The organism is Streptomyces sp. NPDC006235 (genome assembly GCF_040613735.1).
Classification (GTDB): Bacteria; Actinomycetota; Actinomycetes; order Streptomycetales; family Streptomycetaceae; genus Streptomyces.
In genome coordinates this window covers 84643-98580 of the sequence record NZ_JBEXSR010000020.1, presented here as the reverse complement: position 1 = coordinate 98580, position 13938 = coordinate 84643, and the positions used below count along the sequence as shown (strand labels likewise).

The window sequence follows — 13938 nt, the reverse complement described above, 5'->3', positions numbered from 1 at the left end:
CACGCGTGGAGGGCCGCTTTCACGTCAGGTCCCCGGCCCGAACCGCCGCACCCCCGACGGCGTCACCACCGCGTGCACCGGCCGGTCGTGGGGCTCCCCGGGGACGTGCTCGACGACCTCCGAGTCGTACAACAGCACCACCAGCGCCGGATGCGCACCCGCCCGCTCCAGCCGCGCCAGCACACGGTCGTACGAGCCTCCGCCGCGCCCCAGCCGCATCCCGCGCGCGTCGACCGCCAGCCCCGGCAGCAGCACGGCGTCGGCGGTGGTCACGGCGTCCGGCCCGAGGCGCTCGCCGCTGGGTTCGAAGAGGGCCATCCTGCCGCCGTGTTGGACGCGCGCCAGGGAGCCCTCGCCCTCGTAGACGCCCCAGTCCAGGTCGTTGTCGGGCAGCAGGACCGGCAGCAGGACGCGTACGCCCCGGGCGCGCAGCGCGTCCAGGAGCGCGCGCGTCCCCGGTTCGCTCCCCACGGAGACGTACGCGGCCACCGTCCCGGCCCGCGCCAACTCGGGCAGCTCCAGCGCCCGCCGGGCCAGCGCGGCCGACGTTTCCCGCAGGTCATCCGCCGTCAACCTGTTCCTCACCGCGAGGAACTCGAGCCGCAAACTCCGCTTGTCAGGCTCGCCCGGACGTCCGATGTGACTCAAAGGTTGCTCCCGTACCGTTGCAATACGCTCATATGAGCGCCTATGAACCGGAGCCGCAGATTCCATGCAAAGGCACCGGATAAGGTGGCGGGCATGACTCAGTCGCACCCTCGGATCAGCAAGGCTGTCATTCCCGCAGCAGGCCTCGGTACCCGGTTCCTGCCGGCCACGAAGGCCACTCCCAAGGAGATGCTGCCGGTCGTCGACAAGCCGGCGATCCAGTACGTGGTCGAGGAGGCCGTCGCCGCGGGTCTCGACGACGTCCTCATGGTGACGGGCCGCAACAAACGCCCCCTCGAGGACCACTTCGACCGCAACTACGAGCTGGAATCGGCGCTTCAGAAGAAGGGTGACGCCAGCCGCCTCGCCAAGGTGCAGGAGTCCAGCGACCTCGCGACGATGCACTACGTCCGCCAGGGCGACCCCAAGGGCCTCGGCCACGCCGTCCTGTGCGCCGCCCCGCACGTGGGTGACGAGCCCTTCGCCGTCCTCCTCGGCGACGACCTGATCGACCCCCGCGACCCCCTGCTCCAGCGCATGGTCGAGGTCCAGGAGCAGCGTGGCGGCAGCGTCATCGCGCTCATGGAGGTCGCCCCGGAGCAGATCCACCTCTACGGCTGCGCGGCCGTCGAGACCACCGAGGACAGCGACGTCGTCAAGGTCAGCGGCCTGGTCGAGAAGCCCGACCCGGCCGACGCCCCGTCCAACTACGCGATCATCGGCCGCTACGTCCTCGACCCGCACATCTTCGACATACTGCGCAAGACCCAGCCGGGCCGCGGCGGCGAGATCCAGCTCACGGACGCCCTCCAGCAGCTCGCCGAGAACGAAAGGATCGGCGGCCCGGTGCACGGCGTCGTCTTCAAGGGCCGCCGCTATGACACCGGCGACCGCGGCGACTACCTGCGTGCCATTGTCCGACTCGCGTGCGAACGTGAAGACCTGGGCCCGGACTTCCGGACCTGGCTTCGCAGTTACGTAGCCGAGGAGATGTAGCACGTTGAGCAGCGCCGCGACCCGCGTCACCGGCCAGGACCACTCCGGCCCCGACCACCTGTGGTCGGTGGAGGAGCACCTGGAGGACATCCTCGCCACCGTCCGACCCCTGGAACCCATCGAGCTGCATCTGCTCGACGCCCAGGGCTGCGTCCTCGTCGAGGACGTCACGGTGCCGGTGTCCCTGCCGCCCTTCGACAACAGCTCGATGGACGGATACGCGGTACGGGTCGCGGACGTGGCGGGCGCGAGCGAGGAGTTCCCGGCGGCCCTGGAGGTCGTCGGGGACGTCGCCGCGGGCCAGGCCGAGCTGCTCCACGTGGGCCCCGGCCAGGCCGCCCGCATCATGACCGGCGCCCCGCTGCCGCCCGGCGCCGAGACGGTCGTGCCCGTCGAGTGGACCGACGGCGGGCTCGGCGAGGGCCCGGTGCGCGGCATGCGCGCCCGCAGCCTCGGCCCCGAGGGTGCCACAGGGCACGTGCAGGTGTACCGCCCGGCCGAAGCCCGCGCGCACGTGCGCGCGAAAGGCAGTGACGTGAAGGCCGGCGACCGGGCCCTGGAGACCGGCACGATCCTCGGCCCGCCCCAGATCGCCCTGCTCGCCGCGATCGGCCGCGGCACGGTCCGGGTGCGCCCGCGCCCGCGCGTGGTGGTGCTCTCCACCGGCAGCGAACTCGTCCAGCCCGACACGGAACTGGGCGCCGGTCAGATCTACGACTCCAACAGCTTCGCCCTCACGGCCGCCGCCCGCGACGCAGGTGCCATCGCCTACCGCGTGGGCGCCGTCGCCGACGACGCCGAGACACTGCGCTCCACCATCGAGGACCAGCTGGTCCGGGCCGACCTGGTGGTCACCACGGGCGGTGTGAGCGTCGGGGCGTACGACGTCGTCAAGGAGGCCCTGTCCCACGTCGCCGACGCGGACGAGGCGGGCAGCGGCATCGAGTTCCGCAAGCTCGCCATGCAGCCCGGCAAGCCCCAGGGCTTCGGCTCCATCGGCCCCGATCACACGCCGCTGCTGGCCCTGCCCGGCAACCCGGTGTCGTCGTACGTCTCCTTCGAACTGTTCGTCCGCCCCGCCATCCGCGCCCTGATGGGCCTGGAGGACGTCCACCGGCCCACGACCCGGGCGACCCTGACCGCCGACAAGGCGCTGACCTCGCCGAAGGGCCGCCGCCAGTTCCTGCGCGGCACATACGCCGACGGGCGGGTCACCCCGGTCGGCGGCGCCGGATCCCACCTGATCGCGGCCCTCGCCCACGCCGACGCACTGATCGTCGTCCCCGAGGACACCGAGTCCGTCGAGCCCGGCACCGAGGTCGAGGTGGTCCTGCTCGGCCGATAGGCGCTGGTTGGGGGTACCGTGTCGCGCACAGCAGGCCCGGACCGGGAGCGCCACACAGCATGAGCATGCAGGACCCCCCTACGCAGGACCGCCTGACGCACATCGACGAGGCGGGCGCCGCCCGCATGGTCGACGTGTCCGAGAAGGACGTGACCGCCCGCACCGCCCGTGCCAGCGGACGTGTCCTCGTCTCGCCCCGCGTGATCGAACTGCTGCGCGGCGAGGGCGTCCCCAAGGGCGACGCCCTCGCGACCGCGCGGATCGCCGGGATCATGGGCGCCAAACGCACCCCGGACCTGATCCCGCTGTGTCACCCCTTGTCGGTGTCCGGTGTGAAACTGGACCTGTCGGTCGCGGACGACGCGGTGGAGATCCTGGCCACCGTGAAGACGACGGACCGCACGGGCGTCGAGATGGAGGCCCTCACCGCGGTCTCCGTCGCCGCGCTCACCGTGATCGACATGGTCAAGGCGGTCGACAAGGGAGCGGTCATCACGGACGTACGGGTGGAGGAGAAGACGGGCGGCAAGTCGGGCGACTGGAGCCGGGCATGATCTACCGCGCTCTCGTCGTCACCGCCTCCAACCGGGCCGCCGCCGGGATCTACGAGGACAAGGGCGGCCCGCTGATCGCGCACGGCCTCAGGAGCTTCGGCTTCGAGGTCGACGGCCCCCAGGTGGTCCCCGACGGCGACCCCGTGGAGGCGGCCCTGCGCGCCGGTGTCGAGACCGGCTACGACGTCATCGTCACCACCGGCGGCACGGGCATCTCGCCCACCGACCGCACCCCCGAGGCGACCCGCCGCGTGATCGACCACGAGGTCCCGGGCATCGCCGAGGCCATCCGGGCCTTCGGCCGGGAGAAGGTGCCCACCGCGGCGCTGTCCCGGGGCCTGGCCGGAGTGGCGGGCGGCACGCTGATCGTCAACCTGCCCGGCTCCAGCGGCGGCGTGAAGGACGGCCTGGCCGTCCTGGAGCCGCTGCTGATCCACGCCGTCGAGCAGCTCCGCGGCGGTGACCACCCCAGACCCGGCAGTGGGGGTGCGAGCTGAACAGCCCATCCTGGCCCGTCGAGCTGGTGGACGGCGACGTCGTCCTCAGGCCGATAAAGCTGCGCGACCAGCGGGCGTGGCGCGAGGTCAACCGGCGCAACCGCGACTGGCTGCGCCCCTGGGAGGCGACCATTCCGCCGCCCACGCCCGGCGGGCCGTTGGCGCATCGCCCGACCTTCCGCCAGATGGTCCGCCACCTGAGGTCGGAGGCGAACGCGGGCCGGATGCTGCCCTTCGTCATCGAGTACCAGGGGCGGTTGGTGGGTCAGTTGACCGTGGCCGGAATCACCTGGGGCTCGATGTGCTCCGGGCATGTCGGCTACTGGGTGGACGAGGCGGTGGCCGGCCGGGGCGTGATGCCGACGGCGGTGGCGCTCGCCGTGGACCACTGTTTCCGCACGGTCGGGCTGCACCGCATCGAGGTCTGCATTCGCCCCGAGAACGGGCCGAGCCGCCGGGTCGTGGAGAAACTCGGATTCCGCGAGGAGGGGCTCAGGCCGCGTTATCTCCACATCGACGGGGCCTGGCGCGACCACCTCGTCTTCGCGCTCACGGCGGAAGAGGTGCCGGACGGGTTGCTGAGGCGCTGGCACCGGGCGCGATCGCAGAGTAATCCGGGAATCCGGCACCACCCCGGAAATTGAATATGTGTTCGAAATTGATCGGCTGGTGACCGTCTCGGGGCATTGAATTCCCGGCCTGGGAGGTCTGCTGATCGCATCGGTCACAAAAAAAGTTCGAAATATCAGGCAGATCGTGCGACACACCGGCTCAATTGGCAGATGGCCTCACGCAAACCCCTCTACCGTGTGAGGCGTGAGCAGCAGCGGCCTCATCTACGCAGTCATTGTCGGGGCCTGGGCCGCCTACTTGGTGCCGATGTGGCTCCGTAGGCAGGACGAGCTGAACGAGGCCCGTCCGACGGAACGCTTCAGCACCGCCATCCGGCTTCTGTCCGGAAAGGCGGCCATGGAGCGCCGGTACGCCAAGGACCTGCGGGCGCGCTCCGCCGAGGAGGGGGAGCAGGACGCCGACGACCTGGACGCCGTCACCGACTCGGTGGACGTCCGGGCCTTCGCCGTGTCCAAGACGCGTCCGCAGACCCAGGTGCCCGTACCGTCGCCCGCCCCCGAGCAGCCGGCCCGCCCGGCACCCGGACCGCACCCGGCGAGCGCCGAACGCGGCCGGGGAAAGGTGCCCGCCGACCGGCGCGGCGCGACCCCCCGGGCGAACAAGACGAACCAGGCGAACCAGGCGGCCGCAGCGCGGGCCCGGCGCTCGAAGGTGCTCGCGCGCCGTCGGCGCACCACCACCATGCTGTTCCTGGCCTTCACCCTGGGCGCGATCGTCGCCGCGGTCGGGGGCCTGGCGTTCCTGTGGGCGCCCGGTGTGCCCGCCGTCATGCTCAGCGTGTACATCGCGTACCTGCGCTCCCAGGAGCGCCGCCGTTTCACCTACCAGATGGACCGCCGCCGGGCCGAGGCCGCGGCCCAGCGGCTGCGCGAGCGCGAGCGGCAGCCCCGCCGGCACGCCGCCACCGACGAAGAGGCCGACGAACCGGAGGCGGGACCCGAGCCGGCGACCGACCCCGGCCTGTCGGCCCTCGCGGCGGACCGGCGCGCACTCGTCGAGCAGACCGACCACGCCGAGTGGGTCGACCAGCAGCGTGAGCGGCAGCGGCGGCCGGGGCAGGGCGACAGCTGGGAGCCGGTGCCGGTGCCCCTGCCGACCTATGTGACCGCACCCGTCGCGCCCCGGGCCACCAACGACGTGGACCTCGCGGCGCCCGACACCTGGAGCTCGGCGCGGTCGAGCACCGTCACCCCCGATCACGAGGACGCCCCGGCCCCCGCCGACAGCGCGGCCCCCGGCGAGGCGGAGGCCCGCACGGAGGAGAGGGCGGACGGCGGCGGCCGCAGTGACGCCCGCCGCGCGGCCTCCGCGCGGCGGGCCCGGGAGCGCGGGCGCACCCCGCTGTTCGACCAGTACGAGGACGGGGACCGGCCCCGGGCCGCCAACGAGTAGCCCCGCGAAGTCGCAGGTGACCGCCCCTCGGGAACGGATTTCCAAGCAGGCCGATCGGGGTGCTAAAGTTTCACTCGTTGCAAGGGCCTGTGGCGCAGTCCGGTAGCGCACCTCGTTCGCATCGAGGGGGCCAGGGGTTCAAATCCCCTCAGGTCCACGCAGCTCAGAGCCCCGGTCGGGATCACCGACCGGGGCTCTGACGTATGCGCACCACTTCTTGTGCCGGCTTCCGTTATGGAAGCGTGTACCCCGGCTCGAGAGGGAGTGGAGTAAGCGTGGCTTCTCAACAGGCTCGGCAGTTCCTGGACCATATGCACGAGACGGTCTGGCAGGGCATGGGCCTGATGCCGAGACCGCGCTCGGCCGAGGACGACGCCGAGGCCGCGCGGCTCATCGAAGAGTTGCTGCGGATGCGGACCGGGCTGGTCAGCCCCGAGCAGATCGAGAAGCTGCGCGCCGGTCTCCACGCGAACGAGAAGCAACTGCGCGCGATGACCGTGAGCAAGTACGAGAACGCGCGCACGTTACAGAGCCTGCACAAGATGGCCGACAGCGTCGAGCGGGCCGGCCGGGCCCTCGGCTTCCCGGTTCCGCAGCGTCCGCTGCTCGGCACTCTGCCCACCGGCCGGGTGAACGTGATGACCATGCTCGTGCCCGGCACCGGCGAACACCTGGTGCTGTTCGAGTCGGAGTTCTCCGGGTTCGCCTACCTGTCGGCGAAGGCCTTGGCGGAGGTGACGCCGTTCCGGCGGACCCCGGAGGGCGGGGCGGCCTTCGAGCTCGAACCCGGCAAGGTCCGCGAACGGCTCGCACGCCACCCGGAGTCGGCCCGGCGGTTCGGCGAGCTGGTGCGCGCGTATCTGGAGACGGGCGTGCCCTTCAACGCGCCCCAGTACCTGCAGGACCCGGTGCGCAACACCTGGGCCGAAATGCTCTGCCACTCCATGCGGTTGTTCGCGCTCGGCCACGAGTACGGGCACATCCTGAAGGGCCATCTCGGGCAGCAGCGCCCGGCGGCCTGGCTGGGCGGTTCCGAGTCGGCCGACCCGGAGGAGCTGGCCTGGAGCAACCAGGAGGAGATCGAGGCGGACGCCCAGGGCGTCTCGCTGTCGGTGGCGGCCGGGCAGTCCGAGGGACACGACCTCCCGATCGGCTTTCTGGGGGCCGACTTCTACTTCACCATGACGCACGTCCTGGAGCGCGCCATCAGCGTGCTGCGCCACGGCCACGAGAACGTGAGCGCCGATGCCTCGACCCATCCGCCGTCGGTACTGCGGCGCATGATCCTGCGCCACGTGGTGAGCCGTCACCGCACACCGCAGGTCGACGCCGCGATCGGGCTCGGGGAGAACATGGAGCAGGTCGTCGAGATGCTCTGGCGCGACCTGCGGCCACGTCTTGTCGACGCGCACCGGGCCGGAGTGCGGCCCCTTCAGCGCTGGCAGGGCTGACCACGCGTCACGCGGTGGGCCCGTACCAGACCACGCCCACCGAAGCGACGATGAGCGCGAGGGTGACGAAGGTCAAGGCGATCGCCACCCGCAGATCCCGGACGGCGCGGTGGACGCGGGCGCGTTCGGCGGCCACCAGGTCGGTGAGCCGCTGGACCGCCTGCTCCTCCTTCGGGATGCCGAACGCCGAGCGGGAGGACAGGAAGGCACCCACGCACGCCGCGACGACCGCCAGCAGCAGCAGGACGCCGACGAGCACGCGGGCTCCCTGGGCGAGGCCGGCGATCGAGTCCCGGCCCCGGACGACCGAGACCGCGGTGACGAGGGTGAGCATGGCGGCCAGTGCCGTACGCCAGTTGGACGCCACCTCCCGCACCGCACGCAACTCCTCGGCGGTACGGGCGCGCACGGCCTCGGACAGCGCGTGGTCCTCGGACGGCTCGGCCGGGCCGGGTGTGACGCGCACGCCCATCGGTCAGCCACCCCACTCGACGTGCAGGGACCAGGACGCGCCGCAGCCGGTCACTCCCTCGGGCGAGCCCGGGTGCGGAACGCCGCAGCAGCACGAGGCGAAGACGTCGTGCGAGCCGTTCGCCCCGGCCGCGCGGCGGGCGGCGCCACGGAGCAGGGCGGCGATGCCGGGCCGCAGGGGGTCGTCGCGGTTGATCGCGCGGTAGCTGACGAGGGATTCGACGTGGGCGAACGGGTGGCGGCAGCGGGGGCAGGTCGCGGCGACGAGGATGAGCTCGGGGGCCGTCTCGTCGGGCTCGACCCGCACGGTCGCGGAAGCCGCCATGTCCGCGTTCCACTCGGCGCGGCTTTCCACGGCGTACTCGAGCACCACGTCGGCCACGGCTTCCCCCTCGCGCTTCGACAACCGGACCAGGTTAGCGATCTGGGGGGAGGGGGATCGGCGCCCCGGGGAAGTGTCTACAGCGTCTTCGCGAAGCAGCGGCTCGACTCGTAGTGCCGGTAGTAGCCGAACTTGGCGCACGGCTCGTAGCCGCCGGACGTGTACAGGGCTATGGCCTCCGGCTGCTTGAGGCCGGTCTCCAGGACCATGCGGATGCGGCCGGCCGCGCGGGCGTCCTCCTCCAGGGCGGCCAGGATGCGGCGGGCGATGCCCCGGCCGCGCATCTGCTCGATCACGAACATGCGCTTGACCTCGGCGTCGCCGTCCAGGTTGCCTTCGTCGTTCGCGTCCTGGGAGCGCCAGGCGCCCGAGGCGACGGGGGTGCCGAAATCGTCGTACGCGATCAGGTAGATGCCGTTCGGCGGCTCGAAGTCCGACGCGGCCATGACCGTCGCGTCGCCGTCGTCCCCGTAGCGGACGGCGTACTCGGCCTGGACCTCGTCGTTCAGCTTCATGGCGTCGGGGTGGTCGAAGGAGACCCGGCGTATCTGCATGACGGCTACCGTATTCGATCCGGAACTGGACCTCGTCCAGTGTGCCGGTATCGTGCCGGGGTGCTCACTGTGACCTCTGTGAATGTGAATGGGCTGCGTGCCGCCGCGAAGAAGGGCTTCGTGGAGTGGCTCGCGCAGACCGACGCCGACGTGCTGTGTCTCCAGGAGGTGCGGGCCGAGCCGGAGCAGTTGCCCGAGGCGGTCCGGGACCCCGAGGGCTGGCACGTGGTGCACGCGCCGGCCGCCGCGAAGGGGCGGGCCGGGGTGTCCCTGTACAGCCGGCGTGAGCCCGACCGGGTCCAGGTCGGGTTCGGGTCGTCCGAGTTCGACGGCAGCGGGCGGTACGTGGAGGCCGATCTGCCGGGGGTCACCATCGCCTCCCTGTATCTGCCCTCGGGTGAGGTCGGGACCGAGCGGCAGGACGAGAAGGAGCGCTTCATGGGCGAGTTCCTCGCCTATCTGAAGGGCCTCCGGGAGCGGGCCGCCGCCGAGGGGCGCGAGGTGCTGGTCTGCGGCGACTGGAACATCGCCCACCAGCGGGCCGACCTGAAGAACTGGCGCGGCAACACCAAGAACTCCGGGTTCCTGCCCGCGGAGCGGGAGTGGCTGTCCCAGGTCTTCGATCCCGCGGACGGCGGGTACGTCGACGTCGTACGCGCCCTGCACCCGGACACCGAGGGGCCGTACTCGTGGTGGTCGTACCGCGGGCGGGCCTTCGACAACGACACCGGCTGGCGGATCGACTATCACGTGGCCACCCCGGGTCTCGCCGGCCGGGCGGTCAAGGGGTTCGTGGAGCGGGCGGCCACGCACGCGGAGCGGTGGTCCGACCACGCGCCGGTGACCGTCGTCTACGACCGTCAGGGCACCGCTTAGGACCTGCGCATCCTGCGGTCCATCGCCAGGGACAGCTCCGCCTCCACCACGCTGCGGGCCAGCGGGCGAAGGCGGGGCAGGTCGTCCTCGGAGGCGTGGCGCAGGACCAGGCCGGTGAAGAGTTCGGCGAGGGCGTCGGCGTGGGTGCGGACCTGTTTGGCCGCGCCGAGGACCTCCGCGAGGGGGATGCCCTCGCGGACCAGGGCCGAGGAGACGTCCAGGAGGCGGCGGCTGATGTGGACGATCTCGTCGCCGTCGGTGCCGAGGTAGCCGAGCTCCATCGCGGCGGCGAGGTTCTCGGGGGTCGCCTCGCCCGCGAAGTGGTCGGCGAGCTCCTCGGGGGTGAGGTGGACCGGCTCCTCCTCGGTGGGGCCGCCGACGCCGAGCAGGTCGCCGACGTCCCGGCCGTGGTCGAAGGCCTCCGCCAGCTCCGCGATGCCGCTGAGGGTGTGGCCGCGTTCCAGCAGGGCCGTGATCGTGCGCAGCCGGTTGAGGTGATGGTCGTCGTACCAGGCGATACGGCCTTCCCGGCGAGGCGGCGGGATCAGCTTGCGTTCGCGGTAGAAGCGCAGGGTGCGCACCGTGATCCCGGCCAGGCGGGCCAGCTCTTCCATGCGGTATTCACGCTTCTCGGCCACCTGGGCACCTTAAGGCGTACCGAGGGTAACTTTCCTCGACCGCCCCCTACCCATCAGTACGTGACTGCCCTACTCTCCCATTGCGCCAGTGTTCACTGGCATGGTTCTCGTGGTGTGTGGAGGTGTCGGCATGGGCGAACGCGAACGCGAACACGAACGCGAGCATGTGCGGGTCGCTGTGGTCGGGTCCGGGTTCGGCGGGCTGGGGGCCGCCGTGCGGCTGCGCCGCGAGGGCGTCACCGACTTCGTCGTGCTGGAGCGGGCGAGCAGCGTCGGCGGGACCTGGCGGGACAACAGCTACCCGGGGTGCGCGTGTGACGTGCCGTCGCATCTGTACTCGTTCTCCTTCGCGCCCAACCCGGACTGGCCGCGCACCTTCTCGGGGCAGGAGCACATCCGCGCCTACCTGGAGCACGTGACGGACACCTTCCGGCTGCGGCCGCACATCCGCTTCGACTCGGAGGTGAAGCGGATGACGTGGAACGCCGAGCGGCTGTGCTGGGACATCGAGACCAGCAGCGGGAGCCTGTCGGCGGACATCGTCGTCTCCGCCACCGGGCCGCTGTCCGACCCGAAGGTCCCGGAGATCCCCGGGCTGGACTCCTTCCCGGGCAAGGTCTTCCACTCGGCCCGCTGGGACCACGACTACGACCTGCGCGGCAAGCGCGTCGCGATGGTGGGGACGGGGGCCTCGGCCATCCAGATCGTGCCGGCCATCCAGCCCGAGGTGTCGCGGCTCACGCTCTTCCAGCGCACCGCGCCGTGGGTGATGCCCCGCGTCGACCGGGCCATCAGCGACGCCGAGCGGTGGCTCCACCGGCAGCTGCCCTTCACCTCACAGCTGCGCCGCGCACTGCTGTGGGGCATCCGGGAGTTGCAGGTCCAGGCGTTCACCAAGCGCCCGAACGAACTCGGCTTCGTCGAGCAACTGGCCAAGCGCAACATGGCCCGCGCCATCAAGGACCCGGCGCTGCGGGCGAAGCTCACCCCCGACTACCGCATCGGCTGCAAGCGGATCCTGCTGTCCAGCGAGTACTACCCGGCGCTCGCGCAGCCGAATGTGGACGTCGTCGCGAGCGGGCTGACCGAGGTCCGTGGCTCGACCCTCGTCGCCGCCGACGGCAGCGAGGCCGAGGTGGACGCGATCGTCTTCGGCACCGGGTTCCACGTCACCGACATGCCCATCGCCGAGCGGGTCGTCGGCGCCGACGGACGGACCCTCGCCGAGAGCTGGAAGGGCGGCATGGAGGCCCTGCGCGGCGCCTCCGCCGCCGGCTTCCCCAACTGGATGACGATCATCGGGCCCAACACCGGCCTCGGGAACTCCTCGATGATCCTCATGATCGAGTCCCAGCTGAACTACCTGGCCGACTTCGTCCGCCAGGTCGACGTCCTGGGCGGCCGGGTCGCCCTCGACGCCCGGCCCAGCGCCGTGCGCGCCTGGAACCACCGGGTGCAGGAGCGCATGAAGCGGACCGTGTGGAACACCGGCGGCTGCACCAGCTGGTACCTCGACGCGAGCGGCCGCAACACCACCATCTGGCCCGGCACGACAGCCGAGTTCCGGCGGGCGACGCGGCGGGTGGACCTCGCGGAGTACGACGTCCTGCGGGCCCCCGTGACGACCACCGAGAAGGCCGCCGGGCAGAAGGCCGGGGTGGACGCGTGAGCCGCCTCCTGTCCGTCGACTCCGGGCCCTACGCCCCGCCCGCCCCCGCACGCGAACTGACCGCCGTCTCCGCCGACGGCGCCCGGCTGCACGTCGAGATCCACGGGCCCGAGACAGCCCCCGCCGTCGTCCTCGCCCACGGCTGGACCTGCTCCACCGCCTTCTGGGCGGCCCAGATACGCGACCTCGCCGCCGACCACCGGGTCATCGCCTACGACCAGCGCGGCCACGGACGCAGCCCCGCGAGCCCCGCGTGCACCACCGACACCCTCGCCGACGACCTGGAAGCCGTGCTCGAGGCCACCCTCGCGCCCGGCGAACAGGCCGTGATCGCCGGGCACTCGATGGGCGGCATGACCGTGATGGCGGCCTCCGGGAGAACCGCCTTCCGCGAGCACACCGCCGCCGTCCTGCTGTGCAGCACGGGCAGTTCGCGGCTGGTCGCGGCCTCCACCGTCGTCCCCATGCGGCCCGGGCGGCTGCGGACCTGGCTGACCCGGCGGATCCTCGGCTCCCGGGCGCCGCTCGGCCCGGTCACGCCCCTGGCCCGCCGGATCCTCAAGTACGGGACGATGGGCCCCGGTTCGGCCCCCGACATGGTCGAGGCCTGCGCCCGCATCGTGCACGCCTGCCCCCGCACGGTCCGCTACACCTGGTCGCACGTGCTGGACCTGCTCGACCTCGACCACGGCGTACGGGAGCTGGACGTGCCCGCGGCCGTCGTCGTCGGTACGGCGGACCGGCTCACGCCGCCGGTGCAGGCCCGGGCCCTGGCCGCCGCGCTGCCGCACTGCACCGGGCTCACCGAACTGCCCGGCATCGGCCACATGACGCCCGTCGAGGCGCCCGAGCTGGTCACCGGCACGATACGTGAACTCGTCCAGGCCCATATCCGGGCACACAACCAGGTCGTATCCGAGGAGAGCGCATGAGCAGGGTGAGCCTCGAAGGCAGGGTCGCCGTGGTGACCGGGGCGGCGCGCGGCGTCGGGGAGTTGCTGGCCCGCAAGCTCTCCGCGCGCGGGGTGAAGGTGGCGCTGGTCGGACTCGAACCGGACGCGCTCAAGGAGGTGTCGGCGCGGTTGCACAGCGACAGCGACCACTGGCACGCCGACGTCACCGACCACGAGGCGATGGCCCGGGTCGCGCAGGAGGTCAAGGAGCGCTTCGGCCGGGTCGACATCGTCGTCGCCAACGCCGGTGTCGCCACGGGCGGTCCGTTCGCCGACTCCGACCCGGAGTCCTGGCGGCGGGTGATCGAGGTCAACCTGATCGGTTCCGCGGTGACGGCCCGCGCCTTCCTGCCGCTGCTGCTGGAGAGCCGGGGTTACCTGCTGCAGATCGCGTCCCTCGCGGCGATCACCCCGGCGCCGATGATGACCGCGTACTGCGCCTCCAAGTCCGGTGTGGAGGCGTACGCGCACAGCCTGCGCGCCGAGGTCGGGCACCGGGGTGTGAAGGTCGGCGTCGGGTACCTGTCGTGGACCGACACCGACATGGTGCGCGGGGCCGACCAGGATGACGTCATGCGGGAGTTGAGGCAGCGGCTGCCCTGGCCGTCCAACAAGACGTATCCGCTCGGCCCGGCGGTGGACCGGCTCGTGGCCGGGATCGAGCGCCGGTCGAGCCATGTCTACGGGCAGTGGTGGCTGCGCGGCATGCAGGGCGTGCGCGGATATCTGCCCGGGGTCGTCGGGACGGTGGGCCAGCGCGAGATGCGGCGGTTCGCGGACCGGCTGACCGGCATGCGCACGGGCCTCGTCGGGGCGGGCGGAGCGGCCGATGAGCAGCAGCGTACTACGCTCCGTAAATGATCGACATGCGCAGCGTCAC

General features: G+C 71.8%; 16 protein-coding genes and 1 tRNA gene. 12 read left to right on the top strand and 5 right to left on the bottom strand.

Annotated elements, in window-relative coordinates; genetic code table 11:
- Positions 1-24 precede the first annotated feature (24 nt).
- Positions 25-648 (bottom strand): 5-formyltetrahydrofolate cyclo-ligase, encoded by a 624-nt coding sequence (locus ABZ192_RS23495; RefSeq protein WP_356926409.1) that lies wholly within the window; start codon positions 646-648, stop codon positions 25-27.
- Between the two features lie 93 nt (positions 649-741).
- Here ABZ192_RS23495 and galU point away from each other — a divergent pair, with 93 nt between their 5' ends.
- The 8 genes from galU to ABZ192_RS23455 all read left to right on the top strand — a co-directional run bounded on the left by galU (position 742) and on the right by ABZ192_RS23455 (position 7516).
- On the top strand, positions 742-1644 hold the full coding sequence (gene galU, locus ABZ192_RS23490) for a UTP--glucose-1-phosphate uridylyltransferase GalU (protein ID WP_356926408.1): 903 nt from the start codon (positions 742-744) through the stop codon (positions 1642-1644).
- 4 nt (positions 1645-1648) lie between these two features.
- On the top strand, positions 1649-2989 hold the full coding sequence (gene glp, locus ABZ192_RS23485; protein ID WP_356926407.1) for a gephyrin-like molybdotransferase Glp: 1341 nt from the start codon (positions 1649-1651) through the stop codon (positions 2987-2989).
- A 59-nt stretch (positions 2990-3048) separates the two neighbouring features.
- Positions 3049-3543 carry a cyclic pyranopterin monophosphate synthase MoaC gene (gene moaC, locus ABZ192_RS23480; protein ID WP_029180854.1) on the top strand — a complete coding sequence of 165 codons (495 nt, stop codon included), beginning with the start codon at positions 3049-3051 and terminating at the stop codon, positions 3541-3543.
- Complete coding sequence (locus ABZ192_RS23475) at positions 3540-4040, top strand: MogA/MoaB family molybdenum cofactor biosynthesis protein (RefSeq protein WP_356926406.1); 501 nt, start codon at positions 3540-3542, stop codon at positions 4038-4040. Before moaC ends, ABZ192_RS23475 begins: the two co-directional genes overlap by 4 nt.
- A gap of 23 nt (positions 4041-4063) precedes the next feature.
- Positions 4064-4684, top strand: a complete 621-nt coding sequence (locus ABZ192_RS23470) for a GNAT family protein (RefSeq protein ID WP_356926452.1) — start codon at positions 4064-4066, stop codon at positions 4682-4684.
- A 172-nt stretch (positions 4685-4856) separates the two neighbouring features.
- Complete coding sequence (gene glpR, locus ABZ192_RS23465) at positions 4857-6065, top strand: gephyrin-like molybdotransferase receptor GlpR (protein ID WP_356926405.1); 1209 nt, start codon at positions 4857-4859, stop codon at positions 6063-6065.
- Between the two features lie 83 nt (positions 6066-6148).
- Positions 6149-6222, top strand: a tRNA-Ala gene (locus ABZ192_RS23460).
- A 118-nt stretch (positions 6223-6340) separates the two neighbouring features.
- Positions 6341-7516, top strand: coding sequence for a hypothetical protein (locus ABZ192_RS23455; RefSeq protein ID WP_356926404.1), 1176 nt, complete (start codon positions 6341-6343; stop codon positions 7514-7516).
- A gap of 7 nt (positions 7517-7523) precedes the next feature.
- Here the strand turns inward: ABZ192_RS23455 and ABZ192_RS23450 are convergent, their stop codons facing one another.
- From ABZ192_RS23450 to ABZ192_RS23440, 3 genes are read right to left on the bottom strand one after another with little or no spacing between them, the layout of a single operon-like run.
- Positions 7524-7988 (bottom strand): hypothetical protein, encoded by a 465-nt coding sequence (locus tag ABZ192_RS23450; protein WP_356926403.1) that lies wholly within the window; start codon positions 7986-7988, stop codon positions 7524-7526.
- A 3-nt stretch (positions 7989-7991) separates the two neighbouring features.
- Entirely contained in the window at positions 7992-8393 is a 402-nt protein-coding gene (locus ABZ192_RS23445; RefSeq protein WP_356926402.1) for a hypothetical protein, read from the bottom strand.
- A gap of 53 nt (positions 8394-8446) precedes the next feature.
- Positions 8447-8923 carry a GNAT family N-acetyltransferase gene (locus tag ABZ192_RS23440; RefSeq protein ID WP_356926401.1) on the bottom strand — a complete coding sequence of 159 codons (477 nt, stop codon included), beginning with the start codon at positions 8921-8923 and terminating at the stop codon, positions 8447-8449.
- A 60-nt stretch (positions 8924-8983) separates the two neighbouring features.
- Here ABZ192_RS23440 and ABZ192_RS23435 point away from each other — a divergent pair, with 60 nt between their 5' ends.
- Positions 8984-9799, top strand: a complete 816-nt coding sequence (locus ABZ192_RS23435) for an exodeoxyribonuclease III (RefSeq protein WP_356926400.1) — start codon at positions 8984-8986, stop codon at positions 9797-9799.
- Here the strand turns inward: ABZ192_RS23435 and ABZ192_RS23430 are convergent.
- On the bottom strand, positions 9796-10437 hold the full coding sequence (locus tag ABZ192_RS23430; protein WP_356926399.1) for a MerR family transcriptional regulator: 642 nt from the start codon (positions 10435-10437) through the stop codon (positions 9796-9798). The genes ABZ192_RS23435 and ABZ192_RS23430 overlap by 4 nt on opposite strands.
- A gap of 130 nt (positions 10438-10567) precedes the next feature.
- On the opposite strand from ABZ192_RS23430, the gene ABZ192_RS23425 reads away from it, so the two are divergent.
- The 3 genes from ABZ192_RS23425 to ABZ192_RS23415 are packed head-to-tail and all read left to right on the top strand — an operon-like array spanning position 10568 to position 13919.
- Positions 10568-12106, top strand: a complete 1539-nt coding sequence (locus tag ABZ192_RS23425) for an NAD(P)/FAD-dependent oxidoreductase (RefSeq protein ID WP_356926398.1) — start codon at positions 10568-10570, stop codon at positions 12104-12106.
- Entirely contained in the window at positions 12103-13038 is a 936-nt protein-coding gene (locus ABZ192_RS23420; RefSeq protein ID WP_356926397.1) for an alpha/beta hydrolase, read from the top strand. Before ABZ192_RS23425 ends, ABZ192_RS23420 begins: the two co-directional genes overlap by 4 nt.
- Positions 13035-13919 carry an SDR family oxidoreductase gene (locus ABZ192_RS23415; protein WP_356926396.1) on the top strand — a complete coding sequence of 295 codons (885 nt, stop codon included), beginning with the start codon at positions 13035-13037 and terminating at the stop codon, positions 13917-13919. Before ABZ192_RS23420 ends, ABZ192_RS23415 begins: the two co-directional genes overlap by 4 nt.
- The last annotated feature ends 19 nt before the right edge of the window (positions 13920-13938 follow it).

What these genes read in the sequence shown, in the direction of transcription:
- ABZ192_RS23415 (WP_356926396.1), top strand. Translation starts at nt 13,035, where the DNA reads ATGAGCAGGGTGAGCCTCGAAGGCAGGGTCGCCGTGGTGACCGGGGCG.
- ABZ192_RS23425 (WP_356926398.1), top strand. Translation starts at nt 10,568, where the DNA reads ATGGGCGAACGCGAACGCGAACACGAACGCGAGCATGTGCGGGTCGCT.
- ABZ192_RS23475 (WP_356926406.1), top strand. Translation starts at nt 3,540, where the DNA reads ATGATCTACCGCGCTCTCGTCGTCACCGCCTCCAACCGGGCCGCCGCC.
- ABZ192_RS23440 (WP_356926401.1), bottom strand. Translation starts at nt 8,923, where the DNA reads ATGCAGATACGCCGGGTCTCCTTCGACCACCCCGACGCCATGAAGCTG.
- ABZ192_RS23450 (WP_356926403.1), bottom strand. Translation starts at nt 7,988, where the DNA reads ATGGGCGTGCGCGTCACACCCGGCCCGGCCGAGCCGTCCGAGGACCAC.
- galU (WP_356926408.1), top strand. Translation starts at nt 742, where the DNA reads ATGACTCAGTCGCACCCTCGGATCAGCAAGGCTGTCATTCCCGCAGCA.
- moaC (WP_029180854.1), top strand. Translation starts at nt 3,049, where the DNA reads ATGAGCATGCAGGACCCCCCTACGCAGGACCGCCTGACGCACATCGAC.